This window comes from Pukyongiella litopenaei, from assembly GCF_003008555.2.
GTDB classification, from domain to species: Bacteria; Pseudomonadota; Alphaproteobacteria; order Rhodobacterales; family Rhodobacteraceae; genus Pukyongiella; species Pukyongiella litopenaei.
In genome coordinates this window covers 3,193,357-3,213,712 of the sequence record NZ_CP027665.1, presented here as the reverse complement: position 1 = coordinate 3,213,712, position 20,356 = coordinate 3,193,357, and the positions used below count along the sequence as shown (strand labels likewise).

The 20,356-nt window shown below is 67.1% G+C and carries 22 protein-coding genes and 1 tRNA gene; 13 read left to right on the top strand and 10 right to left on the bottom strand.

Annotated elements, in window-relative coordinates:
• Positions 1-3 precede the first annotated feature (3 nt).
• Positions 4-990, bottom strand: a complete 987-nt coding sequence (locus C6Y53_RS15820; RefSeq protein ID WP_106473320.1) for a 2-hydroxyacid dehydrogenase — start codon at positions 988-990, stop codon at positions 4-6.
• Between the two features lie 182 nt (positions 991-1,172).
• Here C6Y53_RS15820 and C6Y53_RS15815 point away from each other — a divergent pair, with 182 nt between their 5' ends.
• The 4 genes from C6Y53_RS15815 (at position 1,173) to C6Y53_RS15800 (ending at position 4,004) form a co-directional block, all read left to right on the top strand.
• Complete coding sequence (locus tag C6Y53_RS15815) at positions 1,173-1,649, top strand: SH3 domain-containing protein (RefSeq protein ID WP_244615016.1); 477 nt, start codon at positions 1,173-1,175, stop codon at positions 1,647-1,649.
• A gap of 103 nt (positions 1,650-1,752) precedes the next feature.
• Positions 1,753-2,742 (top strand): NADPH:quinone reductase, encoded by a 990-nt coding sequence (locus tag C6Y53_RS15810; RefSeq protein ID WP_106473319.1) that lies wholly within the window; start codon positions 1,753-1,755, stop codon positions 2,740-2,742.
• A gap of 77 nt (positions 2,743-2,819) precedes the next feature.
• Positions 2,820-2,894, top strand: a tRNA-Gln gene (locus C6Y53_RS15805).
• 192 nt (positions 2,895-3,086) lie between these two features.
• On the top strand, positions 3,087-4,004 hold the full coding sequence (locus C6Y53_RS15800) for an LAPAL motif-containing putative phage structural protein (RefSeq protein WP_106473318.1): 918 nt from the start codon (positions 3,087-3,089) through the stop codon (positions 4,002-4,004).
• Positions 4,005-4,314: 310 nt separating this feature from the next.
• Here C6Y53_RS15800 and C6Y53_RS15795 read toward each other — a convergent pair whose 3' ends face one another.
• Together C6Y53_RS15795 and C6Y53_RS15790 are read right to left on the bottom strand one after the other, a co-directional pair.
• Positions 4,315-5,553 (bottom strand): HlyD family secretion protein, encoded by a 1,239-nt coding sequence (locus C6Y53_RS15795; protein ID WP_106473317.1) that lies wholly within the window; start codon positions 5,551-5,553, stop codon positions 4,315-4,317.
• A gap of 4 nt (positions 5,554-5,557) precedes the next feature.
• A complete protein-coding gene (locus tag C6Y53_RS15790) occupies positions 5,558-5,911 on the bottom strand; it encodes a hypothetical protein (RefSeq protein ID WP_106473316.1) in 354 nt (117 codons plus the stop codon).
• 195 nt (positions 5,912-6,106) lie between these two features.
• Here C6Y53_RS15790 and C6Y53_RS15785 point away from each other — a divergent pair, with 195 nt between their 5' ends.
• From C6Y53_RS15785 to C6Y53_RS15770, 4 genes are all read left to right on the top strand, one after another.
• Positions 6,107-6,346: a hypothetical protein gene (locus C6Y53_RS15785; RefSeq protein WP_149615543.1), complete on the top strand. Its 240-nt coding sequence runs from the start codon at positions 6,107-6,109 to the stop codon at positions 6,344-6,346.
• Positions 6,346-6,726, top strand: coding sequence for a hypothetical protein (locus C6Y53_RS15780; protein ID WP_149615542.1), 381 nt, complete (start codon positions 6,346-6,348; stop codon positions 6,724-6,726). Before C6Y53_RS15785 ends, C6Y53_RS15780 begins: the two co-directional genes overlap by 1 nt.
• 68 nt (positions 6,727-6,794) lie before the next feature.
• Positions 6,795-7,454, top strand: coding sequence for a DUF938 domain-containing protein (locus C6Y53_RS15775; protein ID WP_106473314.1), 660 nt, complete (start codon positions 6,795-6,797; stop codon positions 7,452-7,454).
• 72 nt (positions 7,455-7,526) lie between these two features.
• Entirely contained in the window at positions 7,527-7,862 is a 336-nt protein-coding gene (locus C6Y53_RS15770; protein ID WP_106473313.1) for a carboxymuconolactone decarboxylase family protein, read from the top strand.
• Between the two features lie 84 nt (positions 7,863-7,946).
• Here the strand turns inward: C6Y53_RS15770 and C6Y53_RS15765 are convergent, their stop codons facing one another.
• The 5 genes from C6Y53_RS15765 to C6Y53_RS15745 form a co-directional block, all read right to left on the bottom strand.
• Positions 7,947-9,329 (bottom strand): aspartate aminotransferase family protein, encoded by a 1,383-nt coding sequence (locus C6Y53_RS15765; protein WP_106473312.1) that lies wholly within the window; start codon positions 9,327-9,329, stop codon positions 7,947-7,949.
• Between the two features lie 201 nt (positions 9,330-9,530).
• On the bottom strand, positions 9,531-9,854 hold the full coding sequence (locus C6Y53_RS15760; RefSeq protein WP_106473311.1) for a hypothetical protein: 324 nt from the start codon (positions 9,852-9,854) through the stop codon (positions 9,531-9,533).
• A 130-nt stretch (positions 9,855-9,984) separates the two neighbouring features.
• The gene (locus C6Y53_RS15755; protein WP_106473310.1) at positions 9,985-10,854 is read right to left on the bottom strand and encodes a 50S ribosomal protein L11 methyltransferase; all 870 of its coding nucleotides are present in this window, start codon (positions 10,852-10,854) and stop codon (positions 9,985-9,987) included.
• Positions 10,854-12,248, bottom strand: coding sequence for an MATE family efflux transporter (locus tag C6Y53_RS15750; RefSeq protein WP_244614855.1), 1,395 nt, complete (start codon positions 12,246-12,248; stop codon positions 10,854-10,856). Before C6Y53_RS15750 ends, C6Y53_RS15755 begins: the two co-directional genes overlap by 1 nt.
• 3 nt (positions 12,249-12,251) lie before the next feature.
• On the bottom strand, positions 12,252-13,490 hold the full coding sequence (locus C6Y53_RS15745) for an MFS transporter (protein WP_106473309.1): 1,239 nt from the start codon (positions 13,488-13,490) through the stop codon (positions 12,252-12,254).
• 153 nt (positions 13,491-13,643) lie between these two features.
• On the opposite strand from C6Y53_RS15745, the gene C6Y53_RS15740 reads away from it, so the two are divergent.
• Positions 13,644-14,279 (top strand): glutathione S-transferase family protein, encoded by a 636-nt coding sequence (locus C6Y53_RS15740; protein WP_106473308.1) that lies wholly within the window; start codon positions 13,644-13,646, stop codon positions 14,277-14,279.
• Here the strand turns inward: C6Y53_RS15740 and C6Y53_RS15735 are convergent.
• Positions 14,273-16,531, bottom strand: a complete 2,259-nt coding sequence (locus tag C6Y53_RS15735; RefSeq protein ID WP_106473307.1) for a primosomal protein N' — start codon at positions 16,529-16,531, stop codon at positions 14,273-14,275. The two genes, C6Y53_RS15740 and C6Y53_RS15735, sit on opposite strands and share 7 nt — an antisense overlap.
• A gap of 51 nt (positions 16,532-16,582) precedes the next feature.
• On the opposite strand from C6Y53_RS15735, the gene fsa reads away from it, so the two are divergent.
• The 4 genes from fsa (at position 16,583) to C6Y53_RS15715 (ending at position 19,748) form a co-directional block, all read left to right on the top strand.
• Positions 16,583-17,236 carry a fructose-6-phosphate aldolase gene (fsa, locus tag C6Y53_RS15730; protein WP_106473306.1) on the top strand — a complete coding sequence of 218 codons (654 nt, stop codon included), beginning with the start codon at positions 16,583-16,585 and terminating at the stop codon, positions 17,234-17,236.
• 149 nt (positions 17,237-17,385) lie between these two features.
• The gene (locus tag C6Y53_RS15725) at positions 17,386-18,084 is read left to right on the top strand and encodes a DUF484 family protein (RefSeq protein WP_106473305.1); all 699 of its coding nucleotides are present in this window, start codon (positions 17,386-17,388) and stop codon (positions 18,082-18,084) included.
• Positions 18,081-19,010, top strand: a complete 930-nt coding sequence (locus tag C6Y53_RS15720) for a tyrosine recombinase XerC (RefSeq protein WP_106473304.1) — start codon at positions 18,081-18,083, stop codon at positions 19,008-19,010. Before C6Y53_RS15725 ends, C6Y53_RS15720 begins: the two co-directional genes overlap by 4 nt.
• A gap of 39 nt (positions 19,011-19,049) precedes the next feature.
• On the top strand, positions 19,050-19,748 hold the full coding sequence (locus C6Y53_RS15715) for a CDP-alcohol phosphatidyltransferase family protein (RefSeq protein WP_106473303.1): 699 nt from the start codon (positions 19,050-19,052) through the stop codon (positions 19,746-19,748).
• A gap of 133 nt (positions 19,749-19,881) precedes the next feature.
• On the opposite strand, the gene C6Y53_RS15710 is transcribed toward C6Y53_RS15715, so the two are convergent.
• On the bottom strand, positions 19,882-20,337 hold the full coding sequence (locus C6Y53_RS15710) for a methylated-DNA--[protein]-cysteine S-methyltransferase (RefSeq protein WP_106473302.1): 456 nt from the start codon (positions 20,335-20,337) through the stop codon (positions 19,882-19,884).
• Positions 20,338-20,356 lie beyond the last annotated feature (19 nt).

Below are 20,356 nucleotides of genomic sequence, written 5' to 3'. Positions count from 1 at the left end.
CGCTCAGAGCATCGCGGGCACGACCTGGTCGGGCGGGCGGTGGCCATCCTCGAAGGTCTTGATGTTGATGATGACCTTTTCGCCCATTTCGACCCGGCCTTCGAGCGTGGCGGACCCCATGTGAGGCAGCAGCACCACGTTTTCGAGCTCGCGCAGGCGCGGGTTGATGTCGGTGCCGTGTTCATAGACGTCCAGCCCGGCCCCCGCGATTTCGCCCGCGCGCAGCATCCGGGTCAGTGCATGTTCGTCGATCACCTCGCCGCGCGAGGTGTTCACGATCACCGCCGAGGGTTTCATCAGCTTGAGCCGGCGGGCGTTCATCAGGTGATAGGTCGACGGGGTCGAGGGGCAGTTGATCGAAATCACGTCCATCCGCGCCACCATCTGGTCGAGGCTTTCCCAATAGGTCGCCTGAAGCTCGTCCTCGGCCTCCGGGCGCAGCCGGCGGCGGTTGTGATAGTGGATCTGCATGCCGAACGCGGCCGCTCGCCGCGCCACCGCCTGTCCGATCCGCCCCATGCCGAGAATACCGAGCCGCCGCCCGCTGACCCGCCCGCCCAGCAACGCGGTCGGCGCCCAGCCCCGCCAGTCGCCTTTCTGCATGACCGCCAGCCCTTCGGGAATGCGGCGGGTCACGGCGAGAATCAGCGCCATCGTCATGTCGGCGGTGTCATCGGTCAGCACGCCCGGCGTATTCGACACCAGCACCCCGCGCTGCCGCGCGGTGGCCACGTCGATATTGTCCACGCCCGCCCCGTAGTTGGCGATCAGCTTCAGCCGGTCCCCGGCCTGTGCCAGCAGCCCCGCATCGATGGTGTCGGTGACCGTCGGGACCAGCACATCCGCGCCGCGCATCGCCTGCGCCAGTTGCTGGCGCGTCATCGGCTGATCGTCTTCGCGCAGAACTACATCGAACAGCTCGCTCAACCGGGTTTCCACCGCCTCGGGCAACCGTCGCGTCACGACCACACTCAGACGTTCTCTTGCCACTTCCGCTCTCCTGCCGCTTTTCAAATCAGTGCCGACGGTGGCATGGTGGCGCAGGAACCGGCGAGGCACAAGAACCCGCCGGGGGTCGCGGCAAAGAAACGCGGCGGAGGCAGACGGCAACGAACGGGCGGATACGCGTGCGGATACGATCAGGAATCAGGCGTGGCGGGCTGGTTGTCGCGCTGCTTGTTTCAGCCATCGCTGCGTCCGCGCAGGACGCCACCGTGAACCGCGTCGGCGCGGTCACCAACCTGCCCCTGCCCCGCTTCGTCTCGCTCAAGGCCGCCGAAGGCAACGTGCGCCGCGGCCCGTCGCTGACCCATCGCATCGACTGGGTGTTCAAGCGCCGCAACATGCCGTTGATGATCACCGCCGAACATGGCCACTGGCGCCGGGTGCAGGACCGTGACGGCGCGGGGGGCTGGGTGCATTATGCGCTGCTGTCGGGCGCGCGCACGGTGCTGGTCGAACAGGACATGCTGCGACTTCATGCCCGGCCCGATCCGGCCTCCCCGGTTGTTGCCGCGCTCGAACTGGGGGTCGTCGCGCGACTGGGCGAATGCGACCCGGCCTGGTGCCGCGTCAGCGCCGGCGGATACCGGGGCTGGACGCTCAAGGATCATCTCTGGGGCGTCAGGCCCGGCGAAATCAGGGACTGAGCCGCGCGGCTCACCGGTTCGGCGCCTTGCGGAATCCGGGTGTCCGCTGGCAATCGCCACCGCTCCGGCTAGGATGATCCCGGCACAACCCGCAGGAGCCCCCATGCAAGCCATCGCCTACCGCGCCTTCGGACCCGCCGCCGAGGTTCTGAAACTGGAAAGCTTCGACTGCCCGCCCCCCGGCCCCGGCGAGGTCACGGTCGATCTGGCCTGTTCGGGCGTAAACCCGAGCGACGTCAAGCGCCGCGCCGGGGCCCGCGCAGGTGAGACCGAGCTGCCCTGGCCCGCGATCATCCCGCACAGCGATGGCGCAGGCGTGATCTCGGCCATCGGCGACGGCGTCCCGGCCAGCCGCCTGGGTGAGCGTGTCTGGGTCTGGAACGGCCAGTGGCAGCGCCCCTTCGGCACCGCGGCCACCCGGATCACCCTGCCCGGAGATCAGGCGGTCGCGCTGCCCGACACCGTGTCGATGGAAACCGGGGCCAGTCTCGGCATTCCCGGTCTGACCGCCGCCTTCACCGTGTTCAACGGCGGCGAGGTCGAAGGCGGCACGGTCCTGGTTCAGGGCGGCGCCGGAACCGTCGGCCTGCTGGCGGTGCAACTGGCGAAATGGGGCGGCGCCAGGGTGATCGCCACCGCGCGCGGCGCCGGGATCGAACGCGCCCGCGCCGCCGGTGCCGATACGGTACTGGACTTTGGCGACCCGGATCTCGCCGCCCGGATCCTGTCTGCGAACGATGGCGCCCCGGTGGACCGGATCGTCGAGGTGGAGTTCGGGATCAACGCCGAAACGGATACCGAGGTGATCGCCGAGAACGGGCATATCTGCGCCTACGGCTCTGCCCGCGCGATGACCCCGGCGATGCCCTTCTATCCGCTGATGTTCAAGGCGGTGACGCTGGAACTGGTGCTGATCTACCTGCTGACGCCCCGGCAGCGACAGGCCACCACCGCCCGGCTGACCGCCGCGCTGGAGGCGGGCGCACTCGATATCCCCGTGGCCCATGTCTATGACATGGCCGAATGCGCCGCGGCCCATGAAGCGGTCGAAGCCGGCAGCCGCGACGGCGCCATCCTGCTGCGGCTGGGATAGAGTTCCGCCTTCCCCGCATTTCTGCGATTTCAGGTCTTGCACCTCCGCGCCACGCGGCTTAATTAGCGCGTCACCGTTGGGGTGTAGCCAAGTGGTAAGGCAGCGGTTTTTGGTACCGTGTACCGTAGGTTCGAATCCTACCACCCCAGCCAGACTTTCGTGTAAGATGTTGATTTATATAATGAATTTTTGAAGTTGCGTGTTTTAAGAAAGTAGATTCGAACCTTTCCCGCAACAAATCCCGCAACAATCTGAATCCACAGTAGGAACGACACGCTCGGTAAACGAGAGCGTGACATGGTGACCCCTGCCATGTCATACGAGGCAGAAAAGAGGTTTGAGCAGTGACAACGTTTCGGATCGGATTCGATGGGCCGTCTGTTGACAACGGCGAGATAGACGTTGCCGACTTGGCCCCTTCCCTGTTAGCGCTCGGCGAGTTTTTTGAGGCAGCAAACCGGGCACTCAATAATGACCGCGCGGACGTAAAGCTTAAGATCAGGGCAACCGAGAAAGGTAGCTTTGTCGCCCTTCTCTCCCTAGACGTAAGCTACATTTCCGACATTCTCGACTTCGTCGCGGCACACCCTGACCGGGTGACAGCGGCGAACCAACTTCTTGATTTGATCATCAAGGGCGGCACCGTCGTGGGCGGAACCGTTGGATTCTTCAAAGCGCTGAAGTGGCTGAACGGTAAGAAACCCGAGCAAGTGACAAGGAACGACGACGGCACCACTACGCTGACGAAGGACGGAACGACAATCGTTGTAGATCAGCGGACCATTGTTCTGTTGGAGGATTATCCTACGCGGGAGGCCACTGAGAAATTTGTGAAGACATCTTTCAAGCCACAGGGAATTCAGAAAGTCATTTTGGATGAGGCCAACGGCAGCAAGGATGAACCGGACCTTACACTCACCAAGGCAGACGTCAGCTCTGCAATAGTCCCCGAACCGACCAAAGACGAGATCACGGAAACCACGGTGGAGCGAGAAGCGCTGTTGAAAATCGTCAGTGCCCAGTTCGAAGAGGGTTATCTTTGGCGGTTCACTGACGGCACAAACACCTTCACAGCGTCAATGGAGGATGCAGACTTCGTCAAGCGCTTAGACAACTCTGAAGTCGTCCTTTCAAAGAACGACACGCTACGATGTGCAATTGTAGAAAAGCAGCAGCTTGCCGGATCACACCTTAAAACTGAAACGACTATTACTGAGGTCAAGGAGCACATTTCAGGTGCTCGTCAGCTGAGATTGTTCTGACTAAGCGAGGCGCCAAGCCCGCAACATCTCCATCGGCCCCTCAGATTAAGTCATTGATTCTAAAAGATAACATCTAAATCCAGAATCTTACCACCCCAGCCATGTTCCGTGACAGGTCACCGACAATCCCACGCGCCCTTCCGAAACAAATGTTCGGGTGAGTTCGGCGGATAGCCATTGCTTGTGCGGCAAAGAACTGCTTCCGCCTCCTGCAGGAATCCGAAGTGTTTCAATCGTCACCGCGAACGCGCGAAGTGATCCAGCCCCGCGCGGACGCGAGGCCCCGGAGCGGCGGATCAGCAGTGCCCGTTCAGTGCCCCGAAAAGACCAGCAGCTTGACCGGCAACAGCAGCAGCTTGGCGCGCAGCAGGATCGCGTGCACCAGCCCGACCGTATCCACCACATGCAGAAAGATGCGCTGACCGGTGCCCAGGCTGTCATCGTTTTCCAGCCGGTCATGGTTGTTGGTGTAGACATTGGCGAAACAGGTGCTGCCCGGCGGCAGCGGGTCGGCCTGCCCCTTGTAGAGCGGCTCGAGGAACACCGTCAGCATCCCGGGCCGGGTGATGTCGGCGGGGTCGATCAGCCGGTCGGTGGGGCGGAACTGTCCCGACGGGATCACATCCTGCACCTCGACCACGACCATCGGAACCACCTTGAACGGCCTGGCGAGGCAGCCCATTTCCGCGAACATGCCGGGCTTGATCACGCTGGCCGAGAGCTGCCCGAACCCGGCCACGAACCGGTCGCGTTCCTCGAACTCGGACGGGACCAGGATACCGGCGGGACGCAGGATCGGGTTGACATAATCGCCCACCTGCAGCGCGAACTGGTCCAGCCGGCCATCGACACCGGCCTTGATCACGGTCTTGTTCAGCTCGGCCTCGGCCTGGGCCAGCGCGGCTTCGGCGCTGGAGCGCCGCGCGGGGATCAGTGTGTTGATGTTCTCCTCGACCGCAACCTTGTTGGCCAGCGCCGCATCGACCTCGCCCGTGCGCTGGTTGACGAGGTTCTGGTAGCGCTCGACCTCGGATTCGCGCGCCGCCGCCGAGCCGGTGGTCAGCAGGGTCGACTGGCGTTCGAACTGGTCCCGGGCCTGGGCCAGCGCGGCGCGGGCCTGCGCCACCTGCCCTTCGGCCGCGTCCAGGTCGGCCCGCGCAACGGCCAGCGACGCCTCGACCTCGGCCACCTGCATCCGGGCGGTCTCCACCGCCGCGCGCTGCGACGCGTCGTCGATGCGAAACAGCACCTGCCCGGCCTCGACATGCTGGTTGTTCTCGACCAGCACCTCCGCGACCCGCCCGCCGGTTTCCGGCAGAAGCGTCAGGGTGCGAAAGAACGACCCGATATTGTTCGTCGCCGGGTGATAGAAGAAAATCAGCGCGATCAGGCTGATCGTCAGGATCGCGCAGGACGAGATCCCCCAGCGCAGTTCGTACCAGACCGAGAAGAACGTGATCTCGCGTCCGATCCGTTTGTCCTGCACATACCGCCGGAACAGGTAATCGGGCAGGATCGTGAGCATCGAACACAGCGTGAATTCGAACATGCTGTCAGCGCCCCTGTTCCTTGATCTCATCGAGCGAATCCGCGATCCGCTGCAGCGGGCTCAGGAAATCGGGCATCCGAAACGCCGCGATCAGCAGCGCCAGCACCCAGAAGACGTTGTTATGGGTGAACAGCGCCAGCACCGCCAGGATGCCGATCACCTGCAATTGCGCATGGTTGGTCCCATGGGCCATCTTCTCGGGCAGCGCGTGCAGGGTGAGATACAGGATCCCCACGCCCATCACCGCACCGATCATGCCGATCGCCACCCAGGTCATCATCGTGTCGCTGCCATCTGCACCGGGCAGGAACCCCGGTATGTGATGCGTCACGGCTTCATGTATCTGTGCTTCGTCCATGACCCCCTCCTTCCTCACGGTCCGCATTTCGTGCCGTCCTTTATGTTGCATGACCCGCGGTCAGGCAACGCCGGATGCAGGGTCAGGAATACCGGCATAGGACCGGATCGGACCTTGTTCTAGCCTAAAGGTGCCGCGCCAGATTTGTCGGCAGCGCATTGAGATGGCGAAACCGGATTGGGAGCACGACAGGACATGGCCAGAATAGTAGTCGATACGGGCGACATCGAACTGACCCCGGATGCCGAGGCGAACCTGCGCCGGGCCGTGCATCGGGCGGTTCTCGACCACGTTGCCGGCGCCGGGGCCGGCAGGCCGGTGGCGGTGGCGTTCCCGGATAGCTGGCACCGGTCGATCCTGCGGCCGCACGGGTCGCCGTGCCGCTCTCCGGGGGCACGGACGGGCGCGGCACCGGCCGGACGGGGGACCGGGTGATGTGCGAAACCGGGAAAACCTGCCCCAACGCGCGCTGCGAGGACGGAAACCTGCTGCTGGGCGTCAAGGGCCCCGACGGCCACCTGCAGCGCATGCGCACCGCGCTGCCCGTCGACGGGACTTTCGTTGAAACCGCCGCACGCCACGGCCCGCCCGAAGCGCGGATGCGCTTTGCCTCCGACTGCGCCGAACAGGGCTGCGACAACTGGACCGGCGACCGCTGCCGGGCCATCGACCGGGTTCTGAGCTTTCTCGCCATCGACGACCTGCCCCTGCACGACCGCAGGCCGCCCTGTCCGATCCGGGCCACCTGCCGCTGGTTCAGCCAGCGCGGCGACAGCGCCTGTCACGCCTGTTCGGTGGTGATCGCGGCCGAGTGACCTGCCGAGTGAGCTGCCGGGTCGCCCCGGCCCTTTTCTCGCCCTTCCCGTCATGGCAGTCTGCGGCCATGATCCGCAAATCCCTGCCCGCCACCGCCAGCTTCGCCCATCCGCAGGAGGGCGACCGGCTCTTCGCCCCCTCCGCGGCCAGCAACGCGCCGCCGATCTGCGATCTTCTGGACCGCTACGCGCCCGAGACGGGCGCGGCGCTGGAACTGGCCAGCGGCACCGGCCAGCATGTCGTGGCCTTTGCCGCCACCCGCCCCGGCCTGACCTGGCAACCGACCGAACCCGATGCCGTCCGCCGCGCCAGCATCGCGGCCCATGTCGCCGATGCGGGGCTCACCAACGTGGCGCCGCCGCTCGCGCTCGATGCGGCCCGGCCCGGCTGGAGCGCGTCGCAATCGGGCAAGGCGCTGGTGGTGCTGGTGAACCTGCTGCACCTGATCAGCGACACCGAGGCCGAAACGGTGATCGCGGAAACGGCCCGCGCGCTGGCGCTTGATGGCCGGTTCCTGCTCTATGGCCCGTTCATGCGCGCCGGCGCCCTGACAAGCGATGGCGACCGCTCCTTTCACGCCGCCCTGCAGGCCAGCGACCCCGAGATCGGCTACAAGGATGACCGGCAGGTTGCCGGCTGGGCACGATCGGCCGGGCTGACCCCGGTGGCCCGGGTCGAGATGCCCGCCAACAACCTGGCCCTGGTCTGGGAACGGCGACGAACATGACAAGTATCAAGGACCGGACCGCGACAATGCGCGATCAGGGGGGCCAGCAACTTCGTGACAAGGAAGGCGACCATGAGCTGGAAAGAAAAACTCTCTGACACCCGTGGCGGGCTGCGCAACCTGAACGGGGCGATCCCCGACGCCGCCCGCGCGTTTGGCGGGCTGGGCAAGGCGGTCAAGGAAGGCGGGGTCCTGGATTTCAAGACCAAGGAATTCATCGCCCTCGGCATCTCCGTCGCGGTGCGCTGCGAACCCTGCATTTCGCTGCATGTGGACTCGCTGGTCAAGGCCGGGGCGACGCGCGAAGAACTCGCCGACGTGCTGGCGATGACGATCCAGATGGGCGGCGGCCCGTCGATGATGTATGCCGCCAAGGCACTGGAATGCTACGATGAGCTGACGGGCTGACCCCGGATCACGGGGCGCCCGTCGCGCTGCAGCCAGCGAAGTGGCCCGCAAGGGCCGATGAGCGCCCCGGATCTGCCGGAAGTCCTACACCAGCCCCTCGGCCCGCGCCCAGTCCAGCGCATCGTCGAGCGTGAGCGCGAACCGGTCGAGCATGTCGTGCATCTGCGCCTCGCTCAGGATCAGGGGCGGGCAGAAGGCGACGGCATCCTTGATGTTGCGGATGATCAGCCCGTGGTCATGGGCCCGTTCGAACACATAGCCGCCCAGCTTGCCCTCGGGCGCCAGCGCCCGCCGCGTGGAGCGGTCGGCGCAGAGCTGCACCGCCGCGATCATGCCGGTGCCGCGCACCTCGCCCACCAGCGGGTGATCGCCGAACCGCCGGCGCAGTTCGGCCTGCAGCGCGGCTCCCACGGCGGCGCCGTTGGCCACCAGCCCCTGTTCCTCGATGATGGCGATGTTCTCCAGCGCCACCGCGGTCGCGACGGGGTGGCCCGAGGCGGTGAACCCGTGCCCGAACGTGCCGTGCCGTGCGCTGTTGTCGGCGATCCCCTGATAGATCTCGTCGGAGATCGCGATCGCGGCCAGCGGCATGTAGCTCGATGTCAGCTGCTTCGACATCACCAGCACGTCGGGCTTGATCCCGAACGTGTCGCAGCCCCACAGGTTGCCGGTGCGGCCGAACCCGGTGATCACCTCGTCGGCCACGATCAGGATCTCGTGGCGGCGGCAGATCTCCTGCACCTTGTCCCAGTATCCTTCCGGCGGCACGATCACGCCGCCGGCCCCCATCAGCGGCTCGCCGATGAAGGCGGCGATGGTCTCGGCCCCCTCCTCGGCGATGACCGCCTCCAGCTCATCCGCCAGCCGCTGGGCGAAATCGGCCTCGCTCTCGCCGTCGCGGGCGTTCTGCCAGGCATTGGGGCTTGTCACATGACGCACCGGGATCGCCGGCAGGTCGAAATCCGTATGGTTCCACGGCAACCCGGTCAGCGACCCGGACGCGATGGTGATCCCGTGATACCCCCCCAGCCGCGAGATGAATTTCTTCTTCTCCGGCCGGCCGCGGGCATTGTTGAAATACCACAGCATCTTGACCACGGTGTCGTTGGCCTCGGACCCGGACGACGTGAAGAAGACGCGGGTCAGCCCCTCAGGCGTCATCTCGACCAGCTTGTCGGCCAGCCGGGCCGCCGGCCCGTGGGTCTTCTGCGCGAAGGTGTGGTAATAGGGCAGCCTGGCCATCTGTTCGGCCGCCGCCTCGACCAGCCTCGGCTGGTTGAAGCCGACACCCACGCTCCACAGTCCCGACAGGCCCTCGAGATAGCTGTTGCCCTGCTCGTCGAACACGAAAACGCCGTCGCCCCGGTCGATCACGCGCGGGCCCTCGGCCTCCAGCTTGCGGGCATCGGTATAGGGGTGCAGATGTGCGGCCCGGTCCAGTTCGGCGGTGGAATTCGGCATGGTCATGCGATGGTCTCCCGATAGCTGTGTCGTCGATCCCCGAGGGGTCCGTCCGAATTGGTAGCGGGTTTCCAACGCGGGTTCGAGTCCGCAAATCGGTCCGGCGAAAATCGCCCCGGCGCGCGCGGCAGCGGGGTGGCAGCGGGGTGGCAGCGGGGTGGCAGCGGGGTGGCAGCGGGTCGGCAGCGGGTCGGCAGGCCGGCGCGTTCAGCGCAGCAGCGGCCCCAGTTCGCGCGCCACCCGCAGCGAAACCGGGTAGGGTTGCAGGACGGCTACGCCGATCCTCATCGGCAGGCCGCCCTGCCCGAGCGCAACCAGCCGCGCCTCGTAGGCCGCACCACCCAGATGCGCGATCACGACCCCCTTGAACACCAGGAACAGCACCAGAAACGCGGCCAGCGGCACCGCCGCCGCCGCCCGCAGCGGCGGGGCCGGCCGCCGGTTGCCGGGGCGCAGCGGGCCGCCCGCCACGGGGCGGCGGATCTCCAGACGGCGCAAACGATCGTCAAAATCGGACTCGATACCAGACATGAACCGTCTCCGGGAAAAACAGGCCCCACACACCAACGGCGACAGGGACTACGGTTCGATTGTGGCGAAATTGCGGCAGTTGGCTAAAACACGCGTCAACTCTTGCCGGTTTCGTTAACGCCGCCCGCGCTCAGTTCCGCGTCAGCAGCAGCGTGGTCCATTCGCCGATCCGGTCGCGGCCGGCCTCGGCCAGCCCCGCCCCGGCATAGACCGCCGCCACCTCGTCGGCCTGTTCGTTCAGGATACCCGACAGGATCGCATGACCGCCGGGGCGCAGATGCGCGGCGAGATCCGGCGCCAACGCGATCAGCGGCCCCTTCAGGATATTGGCAAAGATCAGATCATAGGGCGCGGCCCGTGCCAGCGCCTCGTGTCCGAACCCGGCGGCCTCGACACAGCGCACCGCGCCGCCCATGCCATTGGCCTGCAGGTTGGCCTCGGCCACCTCGACCGCCACCGGGTCGATATCCGAGGCGATCACCTCGCCGCCCCAGACCCGCGCCGCGGCCATTGCCAGAACCGCGGTGCCGCAGCCGATATCGGCCACCCGCGTCGCCGCGAACCCGTCCGCGATCAGCCGGTCCAGCGCCTGCAGGCAGCCCAGCGTGGTGCCGTGATGACCGGTTCCAAAGGCCATCGCCGCCTCGATCAGCAGCGGGATCCTGTCGGCAGGCACCTTTTCGGCGTCATGGCTGCCATAGACAAAGAACCGGCCCGCCTCGACCGGGGCCAGTCCCCGGCGCACATGGGCCACCCAGTCGGTTTCGGGCAGTTCCGATATCGCAAAGGGTTTCGCGCCGAACGCCGCCGCCAGCAGCGCCAGCGCGGCGTCGTCCGGGGCGTCGGTGAAATAGCCGCCGACCTCCCACAGGCCCGATCCGTCCTCGACCTCGAACACGCCGATGCCGGTCGGTTCCGGGTCGAGCCGTTCCATCGCCGCGCCCAGCGCCTCGGCCTGGGATCTGCCGGTCAGGGTGGTCAGTGCGGTATAGGTGGGCATCAGCGTCTCCGGAAACGGTCGGCATTGGCGTAGGGGCGCGGCGGTTCGAGGTCAAGCGGCGGCACCATCCGCCGGTCCAGCCCGCGCACGAAATACCAGCCCCAGGCCCCGGCCAGCAGCCCCGCCGCGATGCCGGTGGCCGCCTGTGCATAGACCACGCCGGTGGCCCCGAACCAGCCCGACAGCAGCAGGGCAAACGGCAGCGTCAGCGCGCCTTCGCGCAGCCAGTTCATCATCGTGGCGCGCACCGGTTTGCCCATGGCGTTGAAGGCCGAATTGGCGACATAGAGCCCGGCGGTGAACAGGAACCCGCCGGCGGCGACATGGGTAAAGGCCAGCACCACCCCCGCCCCCTCGGGCGACAACGCAAAGGCGTCGACCACGGCGCGCCCGGCCAGCGCCAGCACCGCCCATGTGACCAGCACATAGGCGAGCCCGAAGATCAGCGCATCGCGGTAGGTCTGCCGCACCCGCCCGTAGTCGCAGGCGCCGAAATTCTGCCCGAAGATGCCGCCGATCGCGCCGGCCAGCGAAAAGATGCCGCCAAAGGCCACCACCAGCAGCCGCCCGACCACCGCCCAGCCGGCCATCGCATCGTCGCCATATTGCGCCATCACGCCGGTCAGCATGTAGCCCCCCGCCGGGGTGGCGAGCTGGGTCAGGATCGCCGGCAGCGCGATGGTGAGAAAGGGGCGCAGGCTGTCCGCGATACCGGCCAGGCGCGGCATCGCGATCAGGTCGTGGGTAGAGATAGCGAAGCGCAGCGCGATCGCCGTCATCACGAAGCGGAACATCACCAGCCCCCAGGCGGCGCCGTCCAGCCCCCAGCCCAGCCCGTAGATCATCACCGGGTCGACCACCATCGCCACGGCACCGGAGAGCAGCGTGACCAGCATCGACCGGCGTCCGTCGCCCTCGGCCCGCAACGCGCCGTTGGCGATCATGCCGACGGCCATCACCCCCAGCGACGGCAGCGAGATCGCCAGGTATCGCGCCGCCATCGCCGCGGTTTCCCCCTGCGCACCGGCCAGCGCCAGCAACTCGTGCCGGAACACGACCAGCAACGTGGCCACCGTGAGCTGGGCACATCCCGCAATGACGATGGCGCTGCCGGCATGGCGGCGGGCCTGCGCGCGGTTGCCCGCTCCGATCGACCGCGAAATCAGCGCGGTCGAGGCAATCATCAGCCCGATGCCCGACGACACCGAAAAGAACTGCACCGCGAAGGCAAAGCCGACCGCCGCCACCAGCCGCGCATCCCCCAGCAGCGAGATCCAGAACAGGTTGGCGGCATCGACGACGAACACAAAGGTGATGCCCATGGCGCCGGTCAGCGTCATCCGCACCACATGGCCCATCGTCGATCCGGTCAGGAACCGGCCGCGTCCCGACATCGGCTATTCCGCCGGTTTCGCCAAGGGCACCGGGCGCGAGAACACGGTTTCATTGCCGGGCTCGGGGTGGCGCGGGATCAGCAGCGACAATGCCAGCGAAACCAGTGCCATCAGCGCGGCCAGCCCGAACACGGCCGAGGGCGAGATCACCCATAACAGCCCCAGCAGGACCGGCAGGAACACCGCCGCGATATGATTGATGGTGAACGCCACAGCCGCCGTGGGCGCGATGTCGCCGGGGTCGGCGATCTTCTGGAAATAGGTCTTCAGCGCCAGCGCCAGCCCGAACAGGATGTGGTCGATCACGTAGAGCGTCGCGGCCAGCAGCACGCCCCAGCCGAACCAGTAGATGCCGCCATAGGCCAGGAACACGCAGGCCAGCCCCACATATTCGCAGATCAGCGTCCGCCGTTCGCCATACCGCGCCACCAGCCGGCCCAGCAGCGGTGCCACGGCCATGTTGATAACCAGGTTGATCAGGTAGAGACTGGTCAGTTGATGCACTTCGAAGCCGAATTTCTCGACCATCATGAACCCGGCAAAGACCATGAAGATCTGCCGCCGCGCCCCGGCCATGAACTGCAACGCGTAGTAGAGCCAGTAGCGCCGCCGCAGCACCATCTTCTTGACCTGCGGATGCGGCGCCTCGAATTGCGGATAGGCCAGCAATGCAAAGATCGCCACCAGCGCGGTGAACCCGCCCGAAACCATGAACACCAGGTTGTAGGACAGGTCCAGCGTTTCCCACATCAGGACGATCAGCACGAACACCACCAGCGTGGTCGCCGATCCCGCCGCCATCAGCCAGCCCAGGATCTGGGGCGCGCGGGTCTTGGGCAGCCATTGCAGTTGCAGCGACTGGTTCACCGTCTCGTAATAGTGAAAGCCGATGGAACTGAGCAGGGTCAGCGCCAGCAGCCCGCCCAGCGACGGGAACCACGCGGTAAAGGCCGTGGCCACGCCCAGCATCGCCAGCGAAACCAGCCCCAGCACCTGTTCGCGAACGAAGATGATGATCGCGATCACCCCCACGGCCAGAAAGCCGGGGATCTCGCGCACCGTGTGCAGCAGGCCGATATCGGCGCCGTCGAACCCGGCGGCCTCGATCACGAAATTGTTGAGCAGCGCATACCACGAATAGAACGCCACCGGCATCGCCATAGCGGTCAGGAAGAGCAGCGAAACCGGCCTGCGCCAGAGCGGCAGGCTCCGCGCATCGGCAAGATGCATGATCCGGGCCATGCAAGGCTCATACGCCTGTTAATTTTCCAATGCGAGAAGAAACAGCGGCTGCGGATTTACTGTGCATTCCCGCACAGCACGTGCAGGCCGGGATGGACCGGTGCCGCCGCCTGTGCGACGCTGGCGCAGGTTCCACCCGAACGAGGCCCGCCCATGTCCGCACCGCTCACGCTCTACAGCAACCCGATGTCCCGCGCCCGCATCGCCCACTGGATGCTCGAAGAGGTCGGCGCCGCCTACGAGGTCGAATGGATCGGCTATGGCGCCGGAATGGCGGCCCCCGATTTTCGCCGCCTGAACCCGATGGGCAAGGTTCCCGTGCTGGTGCACGGGGCCCGGTTGGTTTCGGAATGCGCCGCGATCTGCGCCTATCTGGCTGATGCCTTTCCCGAAGTCGGCCTGGCCCCAGCCCCGGCGGACCGGGCGGCCTATTATCGCTGGCTGTTCTTTGCCGCGGGCCCGCTCGAAGCGGCGGTGACCAACCGCGCGCTGGGGTTCGAGGTGGACAAGGACCGCGAACGGATGGCCGGATACGGCAGTTTCGACCGCACCATGGACACTCTGGAACGGGCGGTAACGGCGCAGGATCATGTGGCCGGCCCCGCGTTTTCCGCCGCCGATGTCTATGTCGGTTCGCATGTGATCTGGGGGCTCGATTTCAAGTCGATCGAGGACCGCCCGGCCTTTCGCGCCTATGCCGAACGGCTGCGCGACCGTCCGGCCAAGCAACGCGCCGACACGTTCTGCGAAACCCACGCCGCCGAGGCCGGGCTGCCCCCCGGTCAGTAGAAGCTCTGCGGGTCGATATCGACCGCCAGCCGCGCATCGCCCTTCAGCCGCACCGGTGCCAGCCAGCGGGTCAGCGCGTCCTGCAGGGCGACGCCCTTGGGCGCCTTGACCAGCAGCCGGACCCGGTGGCGGCCGCGGATGCGGGCAATCGGCGCCGGCGCGGGGCCGAACACCTGCGCATTGACGGCGCGCAGCGGCGCATCGTTGCGCGCCAGCGCGTTGCCCAGATCGAACACCGCGCCCGAATCGCTGCCCGACAGGATGATCCCCGCCATCCGCCCGTAGGGCGGCATTCCCGCCGCTTCGCGCTGCGCGGCCTCGGCGCTCCAGAACGCTTCCTCGTCACCGCCCAGAATGGCGCGGATCACCGGATGTTCCGGCTGGAACGTCTGCAGCAGTGCGGTGCCCGGCTTGTCGGCACGCCCGGCCCGCCCGGCCACCTGCCGCATCAGCTGGAACGTGCGCTCGGCGGCGCGCAGGTCCGAGCCCTGCAAGCCCAGATCGGCGTCGATCACGCCGACCAGCGTCAGCAAGGGGAAATTGTGCCCTTTTGCAACCAGTTGCGTGCCGATGATAATGTCGGCCCCGCCCCCGGCGATGGCCTCGATGCCTTCCTTCAGCGCCCGTGCGCTGGAAAACAGGTCGGAACTCAGCACCGCGATCCGGGCATCGGGAAAACAGGCCGCCGCCTCTTCGGCCATGCGTTCGACACCGGGGCCGACCGGGGCCATCCGCCCCTCGGCGCCGCAGGACGGGCAGGTCTCGGGCATCGGCTGCGTCTCGCCGCACTGGTGGCACATCAGCCGCTTGAGGAACCGGTGTTCGACCATCCGCGCGTCGCATTGCGAACACCCAACCTGCTGACCGCAGGCCCGGCACAGCGTCACCGGCGCATAGCCGCGCCGGTTGAGAAACAGCAACGCCTGTTCGCCACGCGCCAGCCGGAGCCGAACCGCGTCCCGCAGGGCCGGCGAGATCCAGCACCCCGCCTGCATCCGTTCGGCGCGCATGTCGATGGCGCGCATCTCGGGCAGCACCGCCGCGCCGAACCGCGCGGTCAGCTCCAGCCGGTCGTATTTACCGGCCTCGGCATTGGCCCAGCTTTCCAGGCAGGGCGTGGCGCTGGCCAGAACCACCCGCGCGCCCGCGATCGAGGCACGCAGCACCGCCATGTCGCGGGCGTTGTAGAGCACGCCGTCCTCCTGCTTGTAGGAAGTATCATGTTCCTCGTCGACGACGATCAGGCCCAGATCGCGGAACGGCAGGAACAGGGCCGACCGCGCCCCGACCACCAGCTGCGCCCCGCCCTGCCCGATCATCTTCCAGACCCGGCGCCGTTCGGTCAGGGTGACACCCGAATGCCATTCCGCCGGACGCGCGCCGAACCGCGCCTCGACCCGCGTGAGAAACTCGGCCGACAGGGCGATCTCGGGCAGCAGCACCAGCGCCTGCCGCCCGCCGCGCAGGCATTCGGCGACCGCTTCCAGATAGACCTCGGTCTTGCCCGACCCGGTCACCCCCTTGAGCAGGGTGGTCCCGTATCCCCCCGCGCGCAGCCCGCCGCGCAGCGCCTCGGCCGCCGTCGCCTGATCGCCGGTCAGCGCCTTGCCGGGCCGCGCGGGATCGAGCTGCGGAAACGGCAGGTCGCGCGGCGTGTCTTGCTCGGCCACCGCCCCCTGCGCCACCAGCCCTTTGATGACCGATGACGACACCCCGGCCTGTTCGGCCAGTTCGCCGAGCGTGAAGGCCAGGCCGCCGAAATCTTCCAACAGCGCCAGCACGCGGGTCCGGGCCTCGGTCATCCGGTCGGGCCTGCCGTCACCCAGCCGATAGACCTTGCGCATCGACGGCGGATCGCCCAGCCCAGGCGCACGCGTGGCCAGCCGCAAGACCGCCGGCAGCGGCGTCAGCGTATAGGCGGCCATGCGGGTCAGGAACTCCTGCATCTCGGCGCGCATCGGGGCCACGTCCAGCACCCGGATCACCGAGCGGACCCGGGAGATGTCGAAATCGCCCAACCCCGGCCCCCAGACCACGCCCGGCACCTTGCGCGGGCCCAGCGGCACCTCGACATAGGCGCCGGCGAAACAGCCGCCCTCGGGCGCGCGGTAATCCAGCGTCCGGTCCAGCGGCTGGGTGGTCAGCACCGCCACCAGTTCGCCTTCGTTGTAGAACCCCGGTTCCGCCACCCTGCCCTCGCCGCCGCCCCGCGCTGCCGCGGATTTCTCGGGGCTTTCCGCCCCGTCCCTCATGGGGTAAAGCCAAGCCCGACCAAGGCCAACCCATCAAAGGATGCTGTCCCCATGAAATTCTTCGTCGACACCGCCGAAATCGACGCCATTGCCGAGCTGAACGACCTGGGCATGGTCGACGGCGTGACCACCAACCCGTCGCTGATCCTGAAATCGGGACGCGACATTCTCGAGGTGACCCGCGAAATCTGCGATCTCGTCGATGGCCCGGTCTCGGCCGAGGTCGTCGCCACCGAAGCCGAGGCGATGATCGCCGAAGGCCGCAAACTGGCGCAGATCGCCGACAACATCGCGGTCAAGGTGCCGCTGACCTGGGACGGGCTGAAGGCCTGCAAGGTGCTGTCGGGCGAGGGCAACATGGTCAACGTGACCCTGTGTTTCTCGGCCAACCAAGCGATCCTGGCGGCCAAGGCGGGCGCCACGTTCATCTCGCCCTTCATCGGCCGGCTGGACGACATCAACACCGACGGGATGGACCTGATCGCCGATATCCGCACGATCTATGACAATTACGGCTTCGAGACCCAGATCCTCGCCGCGTCGATCCGCACCGTGAACCATATCACCGAAAGCGCCCGTATCGGCGCTGACGTGATCACCGCCCCGCCCGCCGTCATCAAGGCCATGGCCAGCCACCCGCTGACCGACAAGGGGTTGGCCACCTTCCTGGCGGACTGGGAAAAGACCGGCCAGAAGATCCTGTAATTCCTCGCGGATTTCACGACGGGGCGGCGGTCGATCCGGCGCCCTGTTTCCTTTTTGCCCTATCTCGCGCCGGTTTGCCAAAAAGTTGCGGATTTGGCGAATCACCCCTGTTAGATTCCCGTCAAAGCAACAAACAAATAGGGGCAGGCATGAGCAGCACTGCAAATCTCGACGACGACCTGCGGGCGGCGATTGTCGCGCGCGCGGACGCGATCCTGGACGACCGTGACGTGATGAACGCGCTGATCGCGGCCAATGACCAGGCCATGGGCGGCAATGTGGTCGATCTGCGCGGCATCGCGATGGACCGGCTGGAATCGCGGCTGGACCGGCTGCGCGACACCCATGAAACCGTGGTATCGGCCGCCTATGACAACCTCGCCGGCACCAACCAGGTGCATTCGGCGGTCCTGCGGTTGCTGGATGCCGACGATTTCGACACCGGGCTGCAACTGCTGCGCGGCGGGATCGCGGCGATCCTGCGGCTGGAATCGGTAGCGCTGGTGCTGGAAAGCGCGCCGACGGGAACCGCCGCCGCTCCCGCCCGTCTGGGCGGCGTGCTGACCCTGGCCGAACCGGGCTTCGTCGCCCGCTATATCGGCACCGACATGGCCCGCCAGGTCACGCTGCGGGTCAATTCCGCGCCCGCTCCGCAGGTTCATGGCAGGGCCGCCGACAAGGTCCGCTCCGAGGCCTGCCTGCAACTGCATCTGGGGGACGACCGGCTGCCCGGCCTGCTGGTTCTGGGGTCGGCCGACCCGCACCAGTTCGAGCCGAAACAGGGCACCGACCTGCTCGCCTTCTTTGCCGGGGCCGTCGAACGCTGCCTGATCCGCTGGCTGAAATGACCGGGATCTCGCCCGCCTGCCGCGATGCGCTCGGGCGGTGGCTCGACGCGCAGCGGGCGCTGGCGGGCGCCTCCGGCAACACGATCGAGGCCTATCGCGGCGACGTGGTCGGGTTCCTGGCCTTCATGACCGCCCATCGCGGCGGCCCGCAGGGGCTGGGCGCGCTCGAACGGATCACCACCGGCGACATGCGCGGCTGGATGGCGGCAACCCGCGCCGGCGGCGTCGGGTCGCGGTCGCTGGCGCGCAAGCTGTCGGCGGTCAAGAGCTTCTACCGCTGGCTGGCCGAGCGCGAGGGGTTCGAGCCCACGGCGGTGCTGTCGGCCCGCGCGCCGAAATTTCAGCGCAAGCTGCCCCGCCCGCTGGCCCGGGACGCGGCGCGCGCGGTGATCGACCGGGTCGAACTGCAATCGGTCACGCCCTGGGTCGCGGCCCGCGACGTGGCGGTGATCACCCTGCTTTGGGGCTGCGGGCTACGCATTTCCGAGGCGCTGGGGCTGACCGGCGCCGACGCGCCCCTGCCCGACAGCCTGCGGATCACCGGCAAGGGCGGCAAGCAGCGCATGGTGCCGGTGCTGCCCGCGGCGCGCGACGCGGTCGACCGCTACGTCGCGCTCTGCCCGCATCCGCTGACCCGCGAGGGCCCGCTGTTTCGCGGCGTGCGCGGCGGTGCGCTGAACCCGCGCCTGATCAGCGGCGTGATGGCGCAGGCGCGGATGCAGCTGGGCCTGCCCGCCACCGCCACCCCGCATGCGCTGCGCCACAGCTTTGCCACCCACCTGTTGGACGCGGGCGGCGACCTGCGCGCGATCCAGAGCCTGCTGGGCCATGCCTCGCTCTCGACCACGCAGGTCTATACCGCAGTCGACAATGCGCGGCTGATAGAGGTGTATAACCGCGCCCATCCCCGCGCCAATGGCGGCTGAGGGTTTGCATTTCCCGCGCCAATTCGCCAAGACGGCCCAATGACCCCCGAATTCCGCGCCCTGCTTGTCCATCTGTTTACCGCCACCGGCGCCGTTTTCGCCATGCTGGCCCTGCTGGCGGCGGCGGACGGCAAATGGAGCCTGATGTTCCTGTGGCTGGTCGTGGCCTTCGTGGTGGACGGGTTCGATGGCCCGATGGCCCGGCATTTCGACGTGAAACGCCATGCCCCGGAATTTGACGGGGTGCTGCTGGACATGATCATAGACTATCTCACCTATGTGTTCATTCCCGCCTTTGCCCTGTTCAAATCGGGGTTGATGACCGGCTGGACCGGCTGGGCGGCGATCATCGTGATAACATTCGCCTCGGCGATGTATTTTGCCGACACCCGCATGAAGACAAAGGACAATTCGTTTTCCGGCTTTCCCGGGTGCTGGAACATGGTGGTGCTGGTGATCTTTGCGCTGGAGCCGAGTTTCTGGGTCAGTCTCGCGCTGGTGGCACTGCTCGCCGTGGGGATGTTCCTGCCGCTGAAATTCATCCACCCCGTGCGCACCGAGCGCTGGCGCATGGTGTCTCTGCCGGTGGCGCTGGCCTGGACCTTTTTTGCCGCCTGGGCCGCCCTGGTCGATTTCCACCCCGAAAGCTGGGCCATCTGGGGGCTGGTGGCCACCAGCCTCTATCTGCTGTTCGCGGGGATCGCGCAGCAGATGGTCCCGGTGCGCGGCGGCCGCTGACGGTCCCCGGTATCTGCCGCCGGCGCCTGTGGCCATGGCCGGAGTGAGGGGCCAGCCCCTCACGCTCCCCGGAGTTTATCCGGCAAGATGAAGCAGGACTGGCGGCAGATAGGGGGCATGGCCGCCGCGCGGGTCAGAGCAGGAAGCCGCCCGCGCCCTCGTGACGCAGCAGCGCCACCTTGGTCTCGACGCCTCCCTTGCCCGAGAACCCGGTCAGTCCGTTTGCACCCATCACCCGGTGGCAGGGAATGATGACCGGGATCGGATTGCCGCCGCAGGCGCGGCCCACGGCCCGGGCGGGAACCTTCAGATCGCCGGCGATTTCGCCATAGGTGCGGGTTTCACCGAAGGGGATGGCGCGCATCGCCTCGCAGACCGCGCGCTGGAATGCGCCGCCACCGACGCGCAACGGCAGGTCGAAGACCCGCAGCCGCCCGGCGTCATAGGCCCGCATCTGCGCGGCCGCCTCGGTCAGCAGCGCGGTGGGCGCGCCATCGTCGCGCCCGTCCCATGTCACCGCGCAGATGGCACCGTCGGCTTCGGCGATGCCGAGCCGTCCGAACCGTGTATCGACCGCGATCATGCCCATGCCCGCAGTCTTGCCCGGC

Bases quoted from the DNA above. Each gene is read 5' to 3' on its own strand.
- C6Y53_RS15810 (WP_106473319.1), top strand. From the start codon at position 1,753: ATGCAAGCCATCGCCTACCGCGCCTTCGGACCCGCCGCCGAGGTTCTG.
- C6Y53_RS15795 (WP_106473317.1), bottom strand. From the start codon at position 5,553: ATGTTCGAATTCACGCTGTGTTCGATGCTCACGATCCTGCCCGATTAC.
- C6Y53_RS15790 (WP_106473316.1), bottom strand. From the start codon at position 5,911: ATGGACGAAGCACAGATACATGAAGCCGTGACGCATCACATACCGGGG.
- C6Y53_RS15785 (WP_149615543.1), top strand. From the start codon at position 6,107: ATGGCCAGAATAGTAGTCGATACGGGCGACATCGAACTGACCCCGGAT.
- C6Y53_RS15780 (WP_149615542.1), top strand. From the start codon at position 6,346: ATGTGCGAAACCGGGAAAACCTGCCCCAACGCGCGCTGCGAGGACGGA.
- C6Y53_RS15775 (WP_106473314.1), top strand. From the start codon at position 6,795: ATGATCCGCAAATCCCTGCCCGCCACCGCCAGCTTCGCCCATCCGCAG.
- C6Y53_RS15770 (WP_106473313.1), top strand. From the start codon at position 7,527: ATGAGCTGGAAAGAAAAACTCTCTGACACCCGTGGCGGGCTGCGCAAC.
- C6Y53_RS15765 (WP_106473312.1), bottom strand. From the start codon at position 9,329: ATGACCATGCCGAATTCCACCGCCGAACTGGACCGGGCCGCACATCTG.
- C6Y53_RS15760 (WP_106473311.1), bottom strand. From the start codon at position 9,854: ATGTCTGGTATCGAGTCCGATTTTGACGATCGTTTGCGCCGTCTGGAG.
- C6Y53_RS15755 (WP_106473310.1), bottom strand. From the start codon at position 10,854: ATGCCCACCTATACCGCACTGACCACCCTGACCGGCAGATCCCAGGCC.
- C6Y53_RS15750 (WP_244614855.1), bottom strand. From the start codon at position 12,248: ATGTCGGGACGCGGCCGGTTCCTGACCGGATCGACGATGGGCCATGTG.
- C6Y53_RS15745 (WP_106473309.1), bottom strand. From the start codon at position 13,490: ATGGCCCGGATCATGCATCTTGCCGATGCGCGGAGCCTGCCGCTCTGG.
- C6Y53_RS15740 (WP_106473308.1), top strand. From the start codon at position 13,644: ATGTCCGCACCGCTCACGCTCTACAGCAACCCGATGTCCCGCGCCCGC.
- C6Y53_RS15735 (WP_106473307.1), bottom strand. From the start codon at position 16,531: ATGAGGGACGGGGCGGAAAGCCCCGAGAAATCCGCGGCAGCGCGGGGC.
- fsa (WP_106473306.1), top strand. From the start codon at position 16,583: ATGAAATTCTTCGTCGACACCGCCGAAATCGACGCCATTGCCGAGCTG.
- C6Y53_RS15725 (WP_106473305.1), top strand. From the start codon at position 17,386: ATGAGCAGCACTGCAAATCTCGACGACGACCTGCGGGCGGCGATTGTC.
- C6Y53_RS15720 (WP_106473304.1), top strand. From the start codon at position 18,081: ATGACCGGGATCTCGCCCGCCTGCCGCGATGCGCTCGGGCGGTGGCTC.
- C6Y53_RS15715 (WP_106473303.1), top strand. From the start codon at position 19,050: ATGACCCCCGAATTCCGCGCCCTGCTTGTCCATCTGTTTACCGCCACC.
- C6Y53_RS15710 (WP_106473302.1), bottom strand. From the start codon at position 20,337: ATGGGCATGATCGCGGTCGATACACGGTTCGGACGGCTCGGCATCGCC.